The organism is Streptomyces sp. SID8352, assembly GCF_009862265.1.
Taxonomy (GTDB): Bacteria; Actinomycetota; Actinomycetes; order Streptomycetales; family Streptomycetaceae; genus Streptomyces.
On the sequence record NZ_WWGX01000045.1, the window covers coordinates 1 to 14,267 of the forward strand.

Below are 14,267 nucleotides of genomic sequence, written 5' to 3' on the forward strand. Positions count from 1 at the left end.
GAAGTCGAAGTGACCGAGACGGGCGGCGGGCTCTTGGTCGAGGAACTGCGGCTCGGTCCACAGGCCGATGCTGACCACGAGCCAGGTGTGAGGGCGGTCCGGGTCGTCGCACAGCCACAGGTCGAACGTGCCGGCCAGTAGGTGCTCTCCCCACTTCCAGACCTTGGCCCGCGGTTCGAGGTCGGCGGCACCGTCAATACGCAGCGGCATCAGCGCCTGCTCGAACGGGGTGATCACATCGGCGTAGGCGGCCCGCAAGGCAGCGCTGGCGACGTTGTCAACCGTCAGCTCACGGTCCGGGGTGATCTCCCACTCCAGGCCGGAGGGCACCTGGCCGTCCAGGTATTCACGGATCGGGGCGAGGGCCAGCGGCAGACCGTCCTTGTCGCGTCGGGCGTGCTCGGCCGCGGGCATGCGGACCCACCAGGCGTAGTAGGGCGTTCCGCTGTCGTAGGAGTCGTAGTCGACGCACAGCCCGTAGACGCAGCCGAGCGAGGCGGCGAGCTGCTTCATCGTCGCCTGGGTGCGCTCGTCCAGGTCCGGACCCTCACCGGCGAGCTGCTGCGGGTCTTGGACCTCCAGCTTCCATACCACCCAGTCGAAGTCCTCCCAGTGCTTCGCCTGCTTCACGTCCTGTGCCACCGCCGCCTGCCCCTCCGCCTGCTTGTGCTGGTTCAAGGGCAAGTACATCAGCGGGTAGGAGGCGCCGTACGGCGTTCACGCTCCCCCGCCCCCAAGGAGCGAATCACCCTGCCGGGTGTGGGGCGTGCCCGGCTGCGCGGCCGGGCTACCAGCGGCGTAGGTCCTTGGTGAGGTCACGGTGCCACTCGGTGCGGCGCGGCACGTACTCATCGGGTGCCGCACCGAGAGCGACGGCCTGGTCCGTGATCCCGTAGGTGACCCGGTAGGCCAGGACCTGGGTGGCGTGGTCCATCCATTCCTGCGTCTTGTGCGCCGGCGGGACGGGACCGAGCACGGTCACGAACCACATGGGCAGCAGGGCGCGGACGCGGATCGCGTCGGCCAGGCGGCCGCGTAGCAGCCAGTTCAGTTTCCGCTCCGCCTTGTCGCCCTGCTCGATCAGGGATGCCTTGGCCTGCCGCAGAGTGTCGTCCTGGGCTAGTGCGGCCTGCGCGGCCTGGGCGGGGCCGGCCAGCTTCTGGGCCCGCTGGCCGTGGCTTTCGGCGAGGGTGCGGGACATGCCGAAGTCCATGACGGCCTGCTTGAACTCGCGGGACGTGCGCGGCTGGCTGGCCAGGATTCCGGCGGCCTCCACCACCTTGTCGCGGTGCTCGTCGCGCTCTTCGACTGCCCCTTCGTAGTGGCGGATGTTGAGGCGGTGGGCCTCGCGCTGGTGTCCGGGGAGCAGGCCGGAGCGTACGTTCCATCCGTGGCTGGCGGTCCTGGCCAGCTTCATCCACTCCGGGTCGATGGTGTCGAGGTCGGCGAGCGGGGCGCCGCCCGCGGCGAGCAGGTGCGCTTCGAGGACCTGGACGCGGCCGGTCAGCCGCTTGAGGGCCTGCTCGGTGTCCTGGATGTCGCCGCGAACGTCGTCGTCCAGCTCGGTCAGCTCGGTGCGGACAGTGCTGAGGTCGTCCTCGAGGCGACGGACATCGCCGCGGATGTCGCTCAGCTCGTAGTCGAGGTCTTCCAGCTCCCCCAGCTTCGAACGCAGCGAGTGCAGCTCGCTCTCCACCCCGCCGGTCCGGCTCTCCAGACGGCGGACCTGATAGCCGTAGTCGTCGCTCACCGCCGCGCCCCCTTCGGGTCCGCGCCCGTGCTGTCCATCACAGACCCGGCGACCAGCATCCAGCCCAGGGCAGCGGCGAAGATGAACCACCGGCTGATCACGCTCAGGCTGATCAGGGCCACCAGGAGCGCGACCACGTGCAGCCCGACGGCTCCGAAGCGGCGGTCACGGTGCTGTTCGGCATCGACCTTCTGGAAGCAGCCGGCCACCGTGCCCGCGAAGTGCGGGACCAGCAGGACCAGCCACCAGGTCGAGCGGTCCATGACGAAGACCAGCGCGATCAGCGCGGCTCCGACGGCCGCCTGGCCGCGCCAGGACCACGTCACGATGCGCTCACTGCGTCTGCGCTCGGGCTCGGCCAGCCGCTCGGGGATCGTCTTCTCGAACTCCACCAGCCTGCTTGTGGAGTTCACCAGCCGGGCGTACTCCACCGCGAACTGGTCGTCATCGACGTCGTGTTTCAGGACCTCCGCATGGCGAGCGCCGACATTCTGCTGAAGCTGCGCCAACTGCTCCTCGATCTGCTGCTCGGTGCTGCCCACCGAACCACCCCCACCCACGATGCGACGACACGCCGACCGGACACTTCCCAGCCGACTGCCACCGCCAGCCGTCAAATCGATCGACCGTATCCGCAGCTGTCCGGGCCCCGCCGGGCAATCAGATGCAGTGGCTGAAACCATGCCGATCAAGTGCATCGGTGCCTGCCCAGGGGCGTCACGTTGTCTCCGTGGCTTGGCAGAGGCAGCCGTCATGAGTTCTGCAGGGCGTACACCTGGTACGGCACGGTGGTTCCGCCTTCAACCTGCCGGTCGGACGTCCCGATGTGGGTGAACCCGGCCTTGATCAGGACGCGGCCGGAGGCTGGGTTGTCGGGGTGGTGCATGGCTTCCAGCCGGTTGAGGCCGACGGTGGTGAAGGCGACGGTGACGACCTGGTCGGCGGCGTGGGTGGCGTAGCCGTTGCCCCAGCTGTCTTCCCGGAGGATGTAGCTGATGGTGCCCATGGACGGGGTGCGCCGCCGCAGGGAGATCAGGCCGATCATCTCGTCTGCGGCGAGGACCCCCCAGCTCCACTGTGCACGCGGGGTTTCGGCAGCTCGGGCGAGGGACGCGCGGATCTTCTCGTGGGCCTGGTCGAGGGTGAGGGGCTTGCCGGTGGTGTGCCGGATGGAGGCTCCGCTGTAGATGCGGGTGAGGGCGGGGGCGTCGTCGAGGGCCAGGGAGCGCAGAGTCACCATGCGGTGGTCAGCTCCTTCGCGGTGGGGCGGTTGGCGGGGTCAGGGGCCAGGCACGCGGTGATGGCGTCCTCGAACTCGGGGAAGGGCCAAGGCCGGACGTCGCGCAGCGCGGTGGTGGTGCCCTGGGCGATGACGGCCAGCTTCTCGAGCCGGTCGAGGTCGTCGTCGTAGGTGACGGGGCGCTGTCCGGTCCAGCACCAGAACAGGGAGGCGCCCAGGCTCCAGATGTCGCCGGAGGGTTGTGCCTGGATGTGGGTGTCGGCGGGGGTGTCGAGGATCTGCGTGGCGAGCTCGGGAGCGGTGGTGTGGGTGAGGGCTCCCCGGTAGGGGACGTGGCGGCCGTCGCCAGGGCCGCAGGCGAGGGCGTAGTCGATGACGGCTGCGTGGCCGTCGTGTGTGACCAGGGTGTTGGTCGGCTGGACGTCGGCGTGGGCCCACCCGGCGGCGTGCATGCGGGCGAGGTGCTCCGTCCAGGTGCGGGCGATGCCCGCGAGCCGGGGGCGGACCGAGGCTCGGTATCCTTCCGGGCCGCGGGCGAGGGCGAGGGCCCGCCACAGGGGCGCACCGTCGATCCAGTTGACGGCCAGCCACCGGCCGCCGTCCCATGTCCCGGCGCTCACCCGGTAGTCGGGGCTGAGGGCGCCGGCGCTGGTGAGGCGAAGGAGGTGATCGTCCTCTTGGGCCATCTCGGCGGCCTTGTCGCGGGCGTTGTCGCCGTCGGGGTTGTTGGCCTTCAGCGCGACGGTGCGCTTGAGGCCCTGGAGCTTCCAGGCCCGGGAGCCGCGCCGGTCGCTCAGGACTTGGATGGCGGTGGGCTCGCCGGTCTGGCCGGTGAGGAGGGCGACGGCTTCGCCGGGAGGAGCAGGTGCCTGGCCCATGTGCGGATCTCCGTCCACTCGGTGGGGATGTGCTCGAACACGTCGCGGCCGTCGTCGTCGGCCGCGGCGAGCACGGCGGCCAGGTCGGGGGTCGCACTCAGGAAGCGTGGGTCGCGGCGCCGGACGGCGGCCCTCACGGGGAGGAACGAAGCGGGAGCGGCCGGGATCCGGTGGCCGGCCGCGGTGACTTCCTCTTCTCCCGCGTAGAACTTGCCGAGCATCACCCCGACCGGCCCGTATAGGTTCTTCAACGCCCAGTGCGGCCAAGCCATCAGGTCACGGTGCCGGGTACCGGATACGTCGCCCAACAGGACGATGTTCTCGCACCGCAGCAGGCCGTGCGGCCGGTTCAGCAAGGGCCGCAGCCATTCCGCGGCCTGGGCGCCCGCGTGGAACAGCTCGGCCTGGACGGCATCGGCGTCGCCGTCGGCGCGGTAGACCGTCCAGGTCGTCAGACCCCGTTGGAGGGAAGGGGCGAGGTAGGGGCAGCGGGCTGTCATCTGCCGCATGTAGTCGCTGATGTCCACGGACGTGGGCCGGGTGGTGCTGGCCTCAACGAGGCGCAGCGCCCCGGCGGTGGGCCGGGGCGCTGCGCTGGTGCGGCCGGTGGTCACCGGCGGGCGGTCTCCGGCTGGTCGGGCGCTACGTCGTCGCCGTCACCGCCGGCGGGGCCGCAGTCCCACTCCGCGACCACGGTGCCGGTCTCCCGGTAGTGGGCGACGGCCTCCTGGTCGAGATTGCCGTCGGCGTCGGTGAACCAGATCTCCGGCAGGGGCCCATACGCCTCTTCGTAGGCGGCGACCCAGGCGATCGGGCCGTGGCCGTTGTTGGCGACGTGCCGGATGGGCTGGCCGGCGGTCTCCAGGCACAGGGCCTCGTAGGCCGGGGTGCCGAGCTGCTCGTGCCACGCCTTGTCCACGGCCGGGGAGAACATCTCGGGTGCGCTCTGGCCGGTCTTGAAGCGCCGGCCGGTGATGGTCAGGAACCGGCGCAGCTCGGTCGTTGCGGTGCTCATGGTGGTGCCCCTCTCGGTCTGTCGGGTGGTGCTCTCCCCGTTCGGGTTGGAACGGGTGCGGTGCCGGGTGGTGCAGTGCGCCGCGCACCCGGGGTCGTTGGTCTCGTCCGGGTGCGCGGCGGTCTCAGGGGGCCATGACGGCTTGGGGTGCGACGCTCACGAGGCGGTCCAGGCGCTCGTACAGGGCGCGTACGAGGCGGGCGTGGCGCTGGGTGCAGCGCGCGGTGCCCTCCGCTGGGACGGACAGGCGTCGGTCTGCTTCCTCGAGGACGACGTCGGCGAGGGCGCGGGGGGCGTGGTCTTCGGGCAGCGGGTCCGCGGCGCGGCGGACGTCGGCGGCGACGGCGCGGGCGGCACCGGTGAGCAGCAGCGTGAGCTGCTTCAGGTCCGCAGGCGGCAGGCCGGGGTCGCCGGTCCATCCCAGCACGGCTTTGACCAGACCCTTGTGGAGCTCCCGGTCCAGGGGTAGCTCCGCTTCGAGGCGTCCTTCGGGGGCGTGAAGGACCACGTGTGTGCTGCTCATCGGTGCCTCGCCGGTTCGGTGGTCGCGGGCGGCACGGTCTCGTTCGTCGGACGTCGACCGCATCCCGACCGTACGAGCGGACCCGATGCGGTAGGACTGACCGTGAGTACGGGTTTGGGTGCGCAGGGCGACCGGGGAGCAGGCCGGTATGGGCAGGCCGCGACGAACATCAGCAGGTGTGGTGACCGGCTTCGTGCTGCGTCTGATCCGCGAGTCGGTCCCGTGCACGCAGGCCGCCCTGGCGGAGGTCCTGGGCGTGGACGTGGACACGCTGCAGGGCTGGGAGTCGGGACGGCGCCCGCTGGCGAACATGCGGGCCGGGGCTCTGCTGGAGCTGCGCAGGCGGCTTCCGGCGCTCGGCGGCGACGTGGCGCTGGTGGTGTGGCTGGACGCGGCGATGGACGCGGACCGGATCATCGCGGCCGGGCTGGACGGCGAGGTCGGCGGGCCGCACCCGCTGGCCGGGTGGGTCCATACCCGGGACACCGCGCACATGCTGGCCTGGGCGCTGAACGGCACCGTCCCGCCGGCGCTCGCCGGACGCTTACCCCGCCCCCGGCGCGGTCCGGTCGCCGTCGCGCCGCAGCTGGCGGCCGCGGACCGGGCGGTGTTCTTCGACCACCTGCGGGGCACGACCGAAGCGGCGGCCCGACAGGGCGAGGGCGGGGTGCTGCTGCACCGCCAGGCGCTCTACCTCGCCTCGTACGACCGGGGGCCGGACGCGGCTGCTTGGACCGCACACACCCTTCACCGGCGCCGGGACGTGCTGGCGAGGCGGGGCTGGTCGCCGCACTGGGCGGAGGCCCGCTCCACCGCGACCGCGCTCGCCCGGCTGGGAGATCCGCAGCCACTGCTGGACTTCATCAACCGCGCCCTGGCCGACGACGACACCGCGGAGGCGGCGAACCTCAACTACTGGGCGCTGTGGCTGGGGGCGTTGACGTTGCCGCAGCCGGACGACGCGTTCATGCGGGACCGGGACCTGTCGGGCTGGGATCCGGTGACCCTGCTGCGGGGCCTGGCCCTCGGGCTGCATCTGGCGCCCGGCTACGTCGACCTGTACGCGCACTCGCTGTGGGCGCTGCTGACCGCGTTCCCGTGGCTGCCGCAGGCCGCCGGACCGCTCGCGGGCCCGCTGCGCGAGCAGGCCGGCCAACTCCTGGACGGGGCGGCGCTGTCAGCGAGATCCCGGCGCGAACTCGCCCACGTCCACTACGTTTTCGATCACAACCGCTGATATCCGGAGGACCTTATGGCCGACGACACCACCAAGGGCACTGCGAGCTTCATCTCCGAGATGGGCGTGCTCAAGCGCGTCGCACGGACCGGATGGTGGTTCACCGGCAACAAGCAGCCGGAGTCCGTCGCCGAACACTCCTTCCGCGTCGGGGTGATCGGCTCCGTCCTCGCCATGATGGAAGGGGCCGACCCGGCCCGGGTCGCGTTGATGTGCCTGTTCCACGACAGCCAGGAAACCCGGATCGGGGACATCGCGCACATCGGCCGGACGTACATCAGGGCCGCTCCGAACGGTGAGGTGACCGCCGACCAGGTCGCCAACGCCCACCCGGCCGTACGCACCGGGGTTCAGGGCGCGGTCGACGAATACGAGGCCGCCGAAACCCCAGAGGCGATCGTCGCCCGCGACGCGGACAAGCTCGAATGCCTGGTCCAGGCGGTGGAGTACCGGGAGCAGGGCTACAGCCTCACCCAGAACTGGATCGACACCAGTCTCGCCTCGCTCAAGACCCCGTCCGCGAAAGCCCTCGCGAACGCCGCGCTGAGCATGGACTCGCTCCAGTGGCAGAAGAACTTCCTGCCCTAACCGATTCCAGGCGAGCGCACTGGTGTTGAGCAGCCTGAGTACGCAGAGCCGGGCCCCGGGGGCGTCATGCCTTCCCCCGGGGCCCCTGGCGTGTCCGCTCGCTCTACCGATAGCAGCGGGCGGGGCCGACGCGCCCGGCATCGCGCACCGGGTCAGCGGCCGGCGGGCTCGGGGTAGCGCTCGCGGCGACGGTCCGGGGCGTCGACGCCGATCTCGTACCAGGGCTCGCCCTGCTGGAGCCGGGGCAGGGTGTTCACCCACACCGCGACGGCGATGCCCCGCACGTCGGCGGTGAGCGCCTGGAGGCGGTTGTCGAGCAGGTGCTCCGCCTTCCCTTCCAGGACGACATGCAGCCGCGGGAAGGTCTTCGAGCGGGTGTAGCGGTGGCGCTGCCAGAACGGGTACGTCCCGCCGATCGTGCCGCGGGCGCCTTCCCAGACGCGGTGCCCGGCGTAGCGCTCGTAGTCCCAGACCTCCTTCGCGAGGCGGGCCTGGGACATGGTGCCGTTGTCGAGCTCGAACAGGCGGACCTCGCTGGTCTTGGTCGGCCACGCGAGGACGGCGTCGGTGTTGAAGCTCAGGCCGGTCTCCTTGACGGCGTGGTTCACCTCCACCTGCCAGTCGTTCAGCGAGCGCCGACCGCCGTAGGCCAGGACCGTGTCGGTCACCGCGAGTCCGTGCGGACCGAACCCGGCCTTCACCGCCTTCGCTCCGGTGCCGGCCTTCGGACGCGGTGGCAGCTCGTTGCCGTCAGCCAGAGCCCTCTGTCCCGCAGGAGTCAGGTTCCAGATCTTGTCCTTGCCGTGCTTCCCGTTCGTCTCCGCCAGCCCGAGCTCCGCCAGTTCCACCATCGCCCTGCGCACGTACGACCGGCCGTCCGACTCCTCCGCCGTGATCACCGAAGCCATCTGCCGAACCGTCGCTATCCGCACACACCCCAGCATCCGCAGCGCATCGGCCCGCACCTTCCCGGCCGTGGGAGTGGACCTCTTCCCCTTCGCCGACGTCTCAGGGGAAGGGGAAGAGGTGTCAGCGTGCCGGGAGGCACCCTGACGGGCGGTGTGAGCTGCGGTGATCGGCACGACGTTGGAATCGTTCACGGCACCGTTCACGGCACTGGATTCCGGGCCGCCCGGAAGGCGCTCAGCACCCCTTGTCCAGGTCGGGCGCGACTCCGGATCGGGCTGCCCGGCACTGCTGGTGTACGTCATGGTGAAGCTCCTCACGCAGGTGGCGCGGGGGTCCGGATGGAATCCCCCTTCACTTGCTAGAGGTGTCGCGAAAGTCGACGGTGTGACGATCCGCCCTTCACCGTTACCGAGCCGTGATCACCCGGTGGGCGCCGCGCAGAGCTCGGAGACGATCGCGAACGACGTCGTCACCATCGGCACCGCCATCGCCGGCGGCATCACCGCGTGGGTGGTCTGGCCGTGCGCCATCCCGTTGCGGATCTGCCGACCATAGTCGAGGTACTCCGCCTGCCGGGACGTCAGGATGCCGTCGGCCGCGCCCTGCTTGATGAGGCCGTGCAGCGGCTTCTTGCCCGCGTCCGGGATCCGGTCGCGCAGCACGATCTCCACCGCGATCAGGGAGTGCATGACCGCCACGGTGGAGAACTCGTAGCAGTAGTACGACTGGCGCAGCAGTTCGCGCGCCGTACGCAGGACGGTCGCCGCGGCCTCGGGCACGCCGTCGGGCACGACCAGGTCCTTCACGAGGTCGTGCATGTCGGCGTAGGAGGTGACGAAGTAGTGGGCCCGGTCGTCGGGGACCGGGAACGGCAGCCGCTGCGTGGTCATCTCCGAAGTCTCCCAGCGGCACGTCCCGGGCGGCAGCGCCTTTTCCCCGGTCGTCGCGCAGCGTGCCGGGACGGAGATTTCTCCCCCGTTGAAATGGGCGGTATGTCGCAGGTAGCGGACCGTGTCAAGGGGAAACGTGGTGAGGGGCCAGGCCGTGGCTGCTCACCGTCGGTGCTCGGACTCTGTCCACAGGGCTGCGGCTCGAAGGTGTCTTCGAGGCCGCCGCGATCAGCGGGGCGGCCCGAAGAGAGGGAGCCACCCATGCCCGAGAACACCGTCACCGCGCCGCTCGCCCCAATGCAGCCGGCCGACGTCGCCGACGCCTTCGCCTACATCCGGGCGATGCAGGCCGGCGACATCGACACCGCCTGCGCGGTCGCCGCCGACGCGGGCCCGGAGCTGCACCGGCTGCTCCTGGACGTCGCCGCGCGCGTCTTCATCCCCATCACCGCCGAGGACGACCACGACGGGGAGCCGTGCGCGCACTCCTTCCTCGCCGCCGCGCTCGGGCGGCTGCTGCTGGAGCTCCTCTGCCACAGCGTGTGCCTGGCCGGTGCACCGAGCATCGCCGACACCATCACCCGCTTCACCGAGAACAGCCTCACCGAGGACCACAGCGACGTCGCCGACGTCCTGCGCCAGCTGGGGGCCGCCGGGATGAAGCAGGCGATGGAAGCGCACCCGCCGCACCGCACCACCGCATAGCGCACCTTCGGGACAGCGGTGGTGCGGTCCGGCGCGCATCCCCGACGCACCACCGTGGTGCGCACCACCGCACCGCACCGCACCAACTCGGTGCGCACCACCGCACCCACCGCACCGCATCGCCGGGCGCCACGGCCGGGCGGGCTCCCCTATCACACACCCCCTTGACCACGACCTGATCGCGAGCCGAAACGGGCTGTGTCAAGGGGAAACGTCCTTGGTGGCGGAGCTGGTCAAGGGGGTGCGGCTGAGCCGGACAAGGGGGTCGCACGCGCCCGGCCGCACCCGGACAAGGGGTCGTCGACGGCGAGCGCACCGGTGCGGTGCGAACTTCGAGCACGGCGCATCGGGTGCGCACGTGCGTGCCGGACATCGTCGGATGGTGCGCACGGGGTGCGGTGGCGGACATCGTGGTGCGCAGCAGAGTGGCGTCCATCGTCATCCGGTGCGCACCACGGTGTCGTCCACTCGGTGCGGCCCACCGGGTGGAGCCCATCGGATGGAGTCCACTCGATGTCGTACATCGCCACGGGATGCAGAACATCGCGGGTTCCACTCGGTGGACGATCTCCGGCATCCTCACCGCAGCCAGGCGTTGGAGTGCCGCACCCGGAACAGGGCGCGGGCATCGCGGCGGGCAGCCGCGTTGCCGATCCGGCTCTGCCGGGAGCGGGGCCGGCGCGACTCCCCCGCGGCGAGGCGGCGCTTGGCGGCGTCCTGGAGCCGCTCCCGCTGATCGTCCAGCTGCTTCTTCTTGGCCGCCTTCGACTTCGGTGTCCGGGGCCGCTTCCAGATCGGCTGCCAGCCCACGGGCACCTCGGGCTCGGGCTCCTGGTCCTCACCGAGCACGGCGGCCATCTCCCCACTGGCTGCGCGGGCTCGGGCGAGGACGTCCTTCACCTCCGGGATCTCGGGGGTCTCCGGTGTGGTCATGCGAGTCCTCCTGTGGGTGTCCGGCCAGGTGTCGGCTGCGCGCCGGGCGGCGGGGTGTGTGACGGTGCGGGCGCCGGCGGGGCGGGCTGCTGCCGGGCTGCGCGGGCGGCTGCGCGAGCGGCGGCGCGCTCCCGGACTGTGTCCTGGAGCCTGGCGGCCATCTGGGCGACGGCCTCGATCGTGGCGCGGGTCTGCTCCAGCGCGGCAGCCTCGGTCCCCTGCTGCTGCTCCTGGGCGCGGTCGGCCTCCCGGTCCAGGCGCGAGGGACGCAGGCCAGTCCTCGAGGTGCCGGGCACGGCGACGGTGTGCGGGCGGGCTCGGGAGCCCAGGCGCTCCGCCCGGCGCGCCGCGTGCATCCGGGCCTTCAACGCGTCGGCGGCGAGGCGGGCCCGCGCGTAGAGAGGGAGCGTCCGGTTGCGGGTCAGCGGGCGCAGCACGGCCTGGTCGCCGGTGTCGCGGGGGTACAGGGCGTGCAGGTCGGCGGTCATCATCAGGCCCCGGCCGACGGGGCGGGTGTAGTCGTCGACGACGGTCTGCACGATTCGTTCGTCCAGGCCCGGCTGGTGGGGTCGGCCGCGCAGGACGTAGGAGAGGTAGCGGCGCGCTTCGGCGAGCAGGTGGTGGCGTTTGAACGCCCCGCGCATCACGTACACCACGGCGACGACGTCAACGGCCGCCAGGGCGACGTCGACGACCGGCCACACCCGCGCCCACACCGCTGCGGCCGCCGCTCGCGCCCGCTGCGCCAGCCGGTCGATGACGTCGGCGCCAAACGAGCCGATGGCTGACTCCCGCCAGCTCTCGCGCAGCTCGGACAGCGCCCGCGGCTCCTTGCGCTTGGGTGGGCGTGTCCGGTCGGCGGCCCGGCAGGCCAGCGCGTAGGCGGCCCTCTCCCCCGGCGCGTGCCCGTGCTCTTCCACGTACTCGGCAGTGAGGACGAACAGCGCTTCCTCGATCTGCTGGCGGCGCGTGGACTGCCAGCCGATGAGCCGCTGGTCGATGCCCGCGATCTCCATGACGGGACGGCGGCCGGGTGTCACCTCGCGCGGCTCCCAGGCCCACCCGAGCCGGGCGGACACCTCTTCCATGAAGAACAGGAGGTACAGGGTGTCGGCGGCGACGATGTGGGACAGCAGCGTGTCCGCCGACAGGTTGCCCCACGTGCCCTTGGCGTCCGGCCGGCGGGCGCGGATTGACACGACCGCGTGATCGTGGAGCAGCGGCTTCGACTCCTCCGCTCTGGACTCGTAGTGCCGGAACACAGCGACGATCAGCCCGTCGCGGACCGGTGTACGGTGCTTGCCGCCGCTCCCCGACCGGATCTGCGCGACCGACTCCCCCAGCCACTTCAGCGTCTTGTCCACGGAGATGTCCTGGCACAGCTCCAGCACCCGGCGTTCCTCGTCGTCCATCAGCGCCCACGCGATGTGCGCCGTCGGCGGCGGCCGGAACACCAGGTCCATGCCCAGCCAGGGGATGCGCTCCTTGGCCTTCTCCGTCTTCGGCGACCGGTTGTGCTCGATCGGCCTGCCCAGCACGCTCGCCCGCCGGGCCTTCGCCGGATCGTCGCCCGCCTCCAGGCGCTCGCGCTCGATCCGGTCGGCGTCCGGGTGCCGGCCTTCCCCCAGGAGCAGTTCGGCCTGCCGCTCGCCCACCACGTCCCCGGCCGTGAGGCCGACCGCCTCCAGACCCCGGCCCCGCCAGATCCCGGGCGGGACGCCGGCCTCGTCCTGGGCGTCGCGCAGCGCCGTGCCTACGGGGCGGTGGCCGTCACCGACCATCACGCCGCGGAAGAGATAGCGCACTCCGTCACCCGGACGGAGCTCCGATTTGCTGATCACCGGGCCATGGAACACCGGTCATGACCTGCACAAAAGCGCGATCCGGGGTCCTTCCCGCCGGGCGGGAGGCCATCACCAAGTCTTTACCGCAGCGCCCGCCAGGCGGGCCGTCACGTCAGCCCGCGACGGTAAGCCGCCGACGTGTGCACAGTCCGCCGCATGACCAACGAACTGCTTCACGGAGACCTCTGCCCGCTGTGCGGCCAGCCCCTCACGCTGCGCGCGACCGCCGACGTCCGCTCGAACACGCCGTACCCCAGCCGAATCGACACGGTGCCCCACTGCACCAGCTGCGCCACCGACATGACCCGCGCGCAGAAGTGGGCCGACCTGATGCGCGCCCGATACGAGAGCTGACCCCGGCCGTGCGAATGCTGCGCGCCGACCACACGAGCACCACCCGCCACGAAATACGACTCCAGCCGACTCCAACGTCCACCAGCGCCAGCACGCACCAACGCACCACTCCCCCGACCAACCACTGAGCACACCGCGCCACCAACGCCCTTCAACACGACCAGCCACCACCGCCCCCGGCCGACCGGCCGGGGGCTTCGTGCGTCCTGGAGGAGTTCACCGTGCCCACGTACGAGACCCTGCCGCGCTTCACCGCCGACCTGGACCGCCTCACCCCGGAACAACGCCGCAAGTTCCACCAGACCGTGGTGGCCTTCGTCGAGGACCTGCGCGCCGGAGGACGCTTCCGCGCCGGTCTCCGCGTCAAGCGTGTTCAACGGGCGACCGGGATCTACGAACTCACCTGGTCCATGGGCGCCGGCCCCGCAGGACGCGCCACCTGGCAGTACGGGGCCGCCCGACGCCCCGGCACCCCGCACGTCATCTGGCGTCGCATCGGCACCCACGACATCCTCACCGGCCCGTAGCGCCTCATCGCGTCGCGTCCGCGTCGGGAGGCAAAGTGCCCGCGGCCTTGTACCGAGGGGGTGGATCGAGGACGTCATCATGTGATCAGCGCGCACGACCTTGCGCGGCTGCATCTTGTTGGGTGGGACATGAAGCTGACTGGTGAGCCCGGCGGGGTCGAGGCGCTGGCGGAGGAGGCCGTCGTCGCGGCGTGCACGCTGGCCGACGCCGCCGACCCGGCGCGGTGGAGCGCGGGCGCGGTGGAGGATGCGGCCGCTGCCCTGGAGGTCCTGGCCGGTGCGCTCGCCCAGCTCGACCCGGAGTGCGCGGAGATCCTCTCCGTCGTGCCGGTCGCCGTGGCCGCCGTCGTCGAGCGCGCCGAACAGGCCGCAGCCGGGACGAGCGAGTCCGCCGACGGCAGGGCGACAGCCGGGACGAGCACGGCGCTGCGCCAGGCGCTCGCCGCGCACGGTCTGACCCGGCACCGTGTCCACCAGCTCGGCGCCGCGCTGGTCACGGTGACGCTGGACGCACCCGAGGCGCAGGCCCTGGCCGCGGTCCTCAGCCGACCCGAGGCCCTCCCCCAGCAGGCGCAGCAGGGGGTCGAGAGCGGTTGGGGGGCCGGGCCGGCGGAGACTGCGGCGGCCGCGCTCGCCGACGCTCTACGCGCACACGGCACGGGCGCGTACGCGCGGGTCCTTGCCTCCGGACAGGTGAGCGCCGGCCTCACCCCGCAGACCGCCCACACGATCGTCACGGCCCTCACCTCCCGGCCCGGGACCGCAGCACGCGGCAAACGACGCGGGCTCGGTCCAGGGTTCAAGGGCATCGCCGCCCAGCAGTCGGCGCCGTAGCGCCCCACGGGATCCCCCGGCCCTGGGCTCCTGATCCTCG

The 14,267-nt window shown here is 71.7% G+C and carries 18 protein-coding genes; 6 read left to right on the top strand and 12 right to left on the bottom strand.

All coding sequences use genetic code 11. The features are described from left to right. The 8 genes from GTY84_RS16965 to GTY84_RS17000 all read right to left on the bottom strand — a co-directional run. Positions 1 to 690, bottom strand: a 690-nt coding sequence (locus GTY84_RS16965) for a hypothetical protein (protein ID WP_161227122.1), incomplete at its 3' end; no start/stop codon positions are given. Positions 691 to 787: 97 nt separating this feature from the next. After that, positions 788 to 1,750 carry a hypothetical protein gene (locus tag GTY84_RS33030; protein WP_345943466.1) on the bottom strand — a complete coding sequence of 321 codons (963 nt, stop codon included), beginning with the start codon at positions 1,748 to 1,750 and terminating at the stop codon, positions 788 to 790. Further along, on the bottom strand, positions 1,747 to 2,310 hold the full coding sequence (locus tag GTY84_RS16975; RefSeq protein ID WP_161227123.1) for a hypothetical protein: 564 nt from the start codon (positions 2,308 to 2,310) through the stop codon (positions 1,747 to 1,749). Before GTY84_RS16975 ends, GTY84_RS33030 begins: the two co-directional genes overlap by 4 nt. 191 nt (positions 2,311 to 2,501) lie before the next feature. Further along, positions 2,502 to 2,990, bottom strand: a complete 489-nt coding sequence (locus GTY84_RS16980; protein WP_161227124.1) for a GNAT family N-acetyltransferase — start codon at positions 2,988 to 2,990, stop codon at positions 2,502 to 2,504. Further along, positions 2,984 to 3,868, bottom strand: a complete 885-nt coding sequence (locus GTY84_RS16985; RefSeq protein ID WP_161227125.1) for a hypothetical protein — start codon at positions 3,866 to 3,868, stop codon at positions 2,984 to 2,986. Before GTY84_RS16985 ends, GTY84_RS16980 begins: the two co-directional genes overlap by 7 nt. Beyond that, on the bottom strand, positions 3,784 to 4,482 hold the full coding sequence (locus GTY84_RS16990; RefSeq protein WP_161227126.1) for a DUF6875 domain-containing protein: 699 nt from the start codon (positions 4,480 to 4,482) through the stop codon (positions 3,784 to 3,786). The genes GTY84_RS16985 and GTY84_RS16990 overlap by 85 nt, the downstream gene beginning before the upstream one ends. Continuing rightward, positions 4,479 to 4,883, bottom strand: coding sequence for a hypothetical protein (locus tag GTY84_RS16995; RefSeq protein WP_161227127.1), 405 nt, complete (start codon positions 4,881 to 4,883; stop codon positions 4,479 to 4,481). Before GTY84_RS16995 ends, GTY84_RS16990 begins: the two co-directional genes overlap by 4 nt. Before the next feature lie 124 nt (positions 4,884 to 5,007). Further along, on the bottom strand, positions 5,008 to 5,406 hold the full coding sequence (locus tag GTY84_RS17000) for a DUF6415 family natural product biosynthesis protein (RefSeq protein WP_202551263.1): 399 nt from the start codon (positions 5,404 to 5,406) through the stop codon (positions 5,008 to 5,010). A gap of 178 nt (positions 5,407 to 5,584) precedes the next feature. Here GTY84_RS17000 and GTY84_RS17005 point away from each other — a divergent pair, with 178 nt between their 5' ends. After that, positions 5,585 to 6,643 carry an XRE family transcriptional regulator gene (locus GTY84_RS17005; protein WP_161227128.1) on the top strand — a complete coding sequence of 353 codons (1,059 nt, stop codon included), beginning with the start codon at positions 5,585 to 5,587 and terminating at the stop codon, positions 6,641 to 6,643. A 15-nt stretch (positions 6,644 to 6,658) separates the two neighbouring features. Further along, positions 6,659 to 7,231 carry an HD domain-containing protein gene (locus tag GTY84_RS17010; RefSeq protein ID WP_161227129.1) on the top strand — a complete coding sequence of 191 codons (573 nt, stop codon included), beginning with the start codon at positions 6,659 to 6,661 and terminating at the stop codon, positions 7,229 to 7,231. Between the two features lie 152 nt (positions 7,232 to 7,383). On the opposite strand, the gene GTY84_RS17015 is transcribed toward GTY84_RS17010, so the two are convergent. Then, positions 7,384 to 8,442 carry a replication-relaxation family protein gene (locus tag GTY84_RS17015; protein WP_345943467.1) on the bottom strand — a complete coding sequence of 353 codons (1,059 nt, stop codon included), beginning with the start codon at positions 8,440 to 8,442 and terminating at the stop codon, positions 7,384 to 7,386. Positions 8,443 to 8,559: 117 nt separating this feature from the next. Then, positions 8,560 to 9,030, bottom strand: coding sequence for a hypothetical protein (locus GTY84_RS17020; protein ID WP_161227130.1), 471 nt, complete (start codon positions 9,028 to 9,030; stop codon positions 8,560 to 8,562). 261 nt (positions 9,031 to 9,291) lie between these two features. Here GTY84_RS17020 and GTY84_RS17025 point away from each other — a divergent pair, with 261 nt between their 5' ends. Continuing rightward, complete coding sequence (locus GTY84_RS17025) at positions 9,292 to 9,735, top strand: hypothetical protein (protein ID WP_161227131.1); 444 nt, start codon at positions 9,292 to 9,294, stop codon at positions 9,733 to 9,735. Between the two features lie 579 nt (positions 9,736 to 10,314). Here GTY84_RS17025 and GTY84_RS17030 read toward each other — a convergent pair. Continuing rightward, positions 10,315 to 10,668 carry a hypothetical protein gene (locus tag GTY84_RS17030; RefSeq protein ID WP_161227132.1) on the bottom strand — a complete coding sequence of 118 codons (354 nt, stop codon included), beginning with the start codon at positions 10,666 to 10,668 and terminating at the stop codon, positions 10,315 to 10,317. Beyond that, on the bottom strand, positions 10,665 to 12,449 hold the full coding sequence (mobF, locus tag GTY84_RS17035; protein ID WP_202551276.1) for a MobF family relaxase: 1,785 nt from the start codon (positions 12,447 to 12,449) through the stop codon (positions 10,665 to 10,667). The genes GTY84_RS17030 and mobF overlap by 4 nt, the downstream gene beginning before the upstream one ends. Positions 12,450 to 12,668: 219 nt before the next feature. On the opposite strand from mobF, the gene GTY84_RS17040 reads away from it, so the two are divergent. From GTY84_RS17040 to GTY84_RS17050, 3 genes are all read left to right on the top strand, one after another. Continuing rightward, positions 12,669 to 12,866 carry a hypothetical protein gene (locus tag GTY84_RS17040; RefSeq protein WP_161227134.1) on the top strand — a complete coding sequence of 66 codons (198 nt, stop codon included), beginning with the start codon at positions 12,669 to 12,671 and terminating at the stop codon, positions 12,864 to 12,866. Between the two features lie 221 nt (positions 12,867 to 13,087). Further along, positions 13,088 to 13,393 (top strand): hypothetical protein, encoded by a 306-nt coding sequence (locus GTY84_RS17045; protein WP_161227135.1) that lies wholly within the window; start codon positions 13,088 to 13,090, stop codon positions 13,391 to 13,393. Between the two features lie 129 nt (positions 13,394 to 13,522). Then, on the top strand, positions 13,523 to 14,227 hold the full coding sequence (locus tag GTY84_RS17050; RefSeq protein ID WP_161227136.1) for a hypothetical protein: 705 nt from the start codon (positions 13,523 to 13,525) through the stop codon (positions 14,225 to 14,227). Positions 14,228 to 14,267 lie beyond the last annotated feature (40 nt).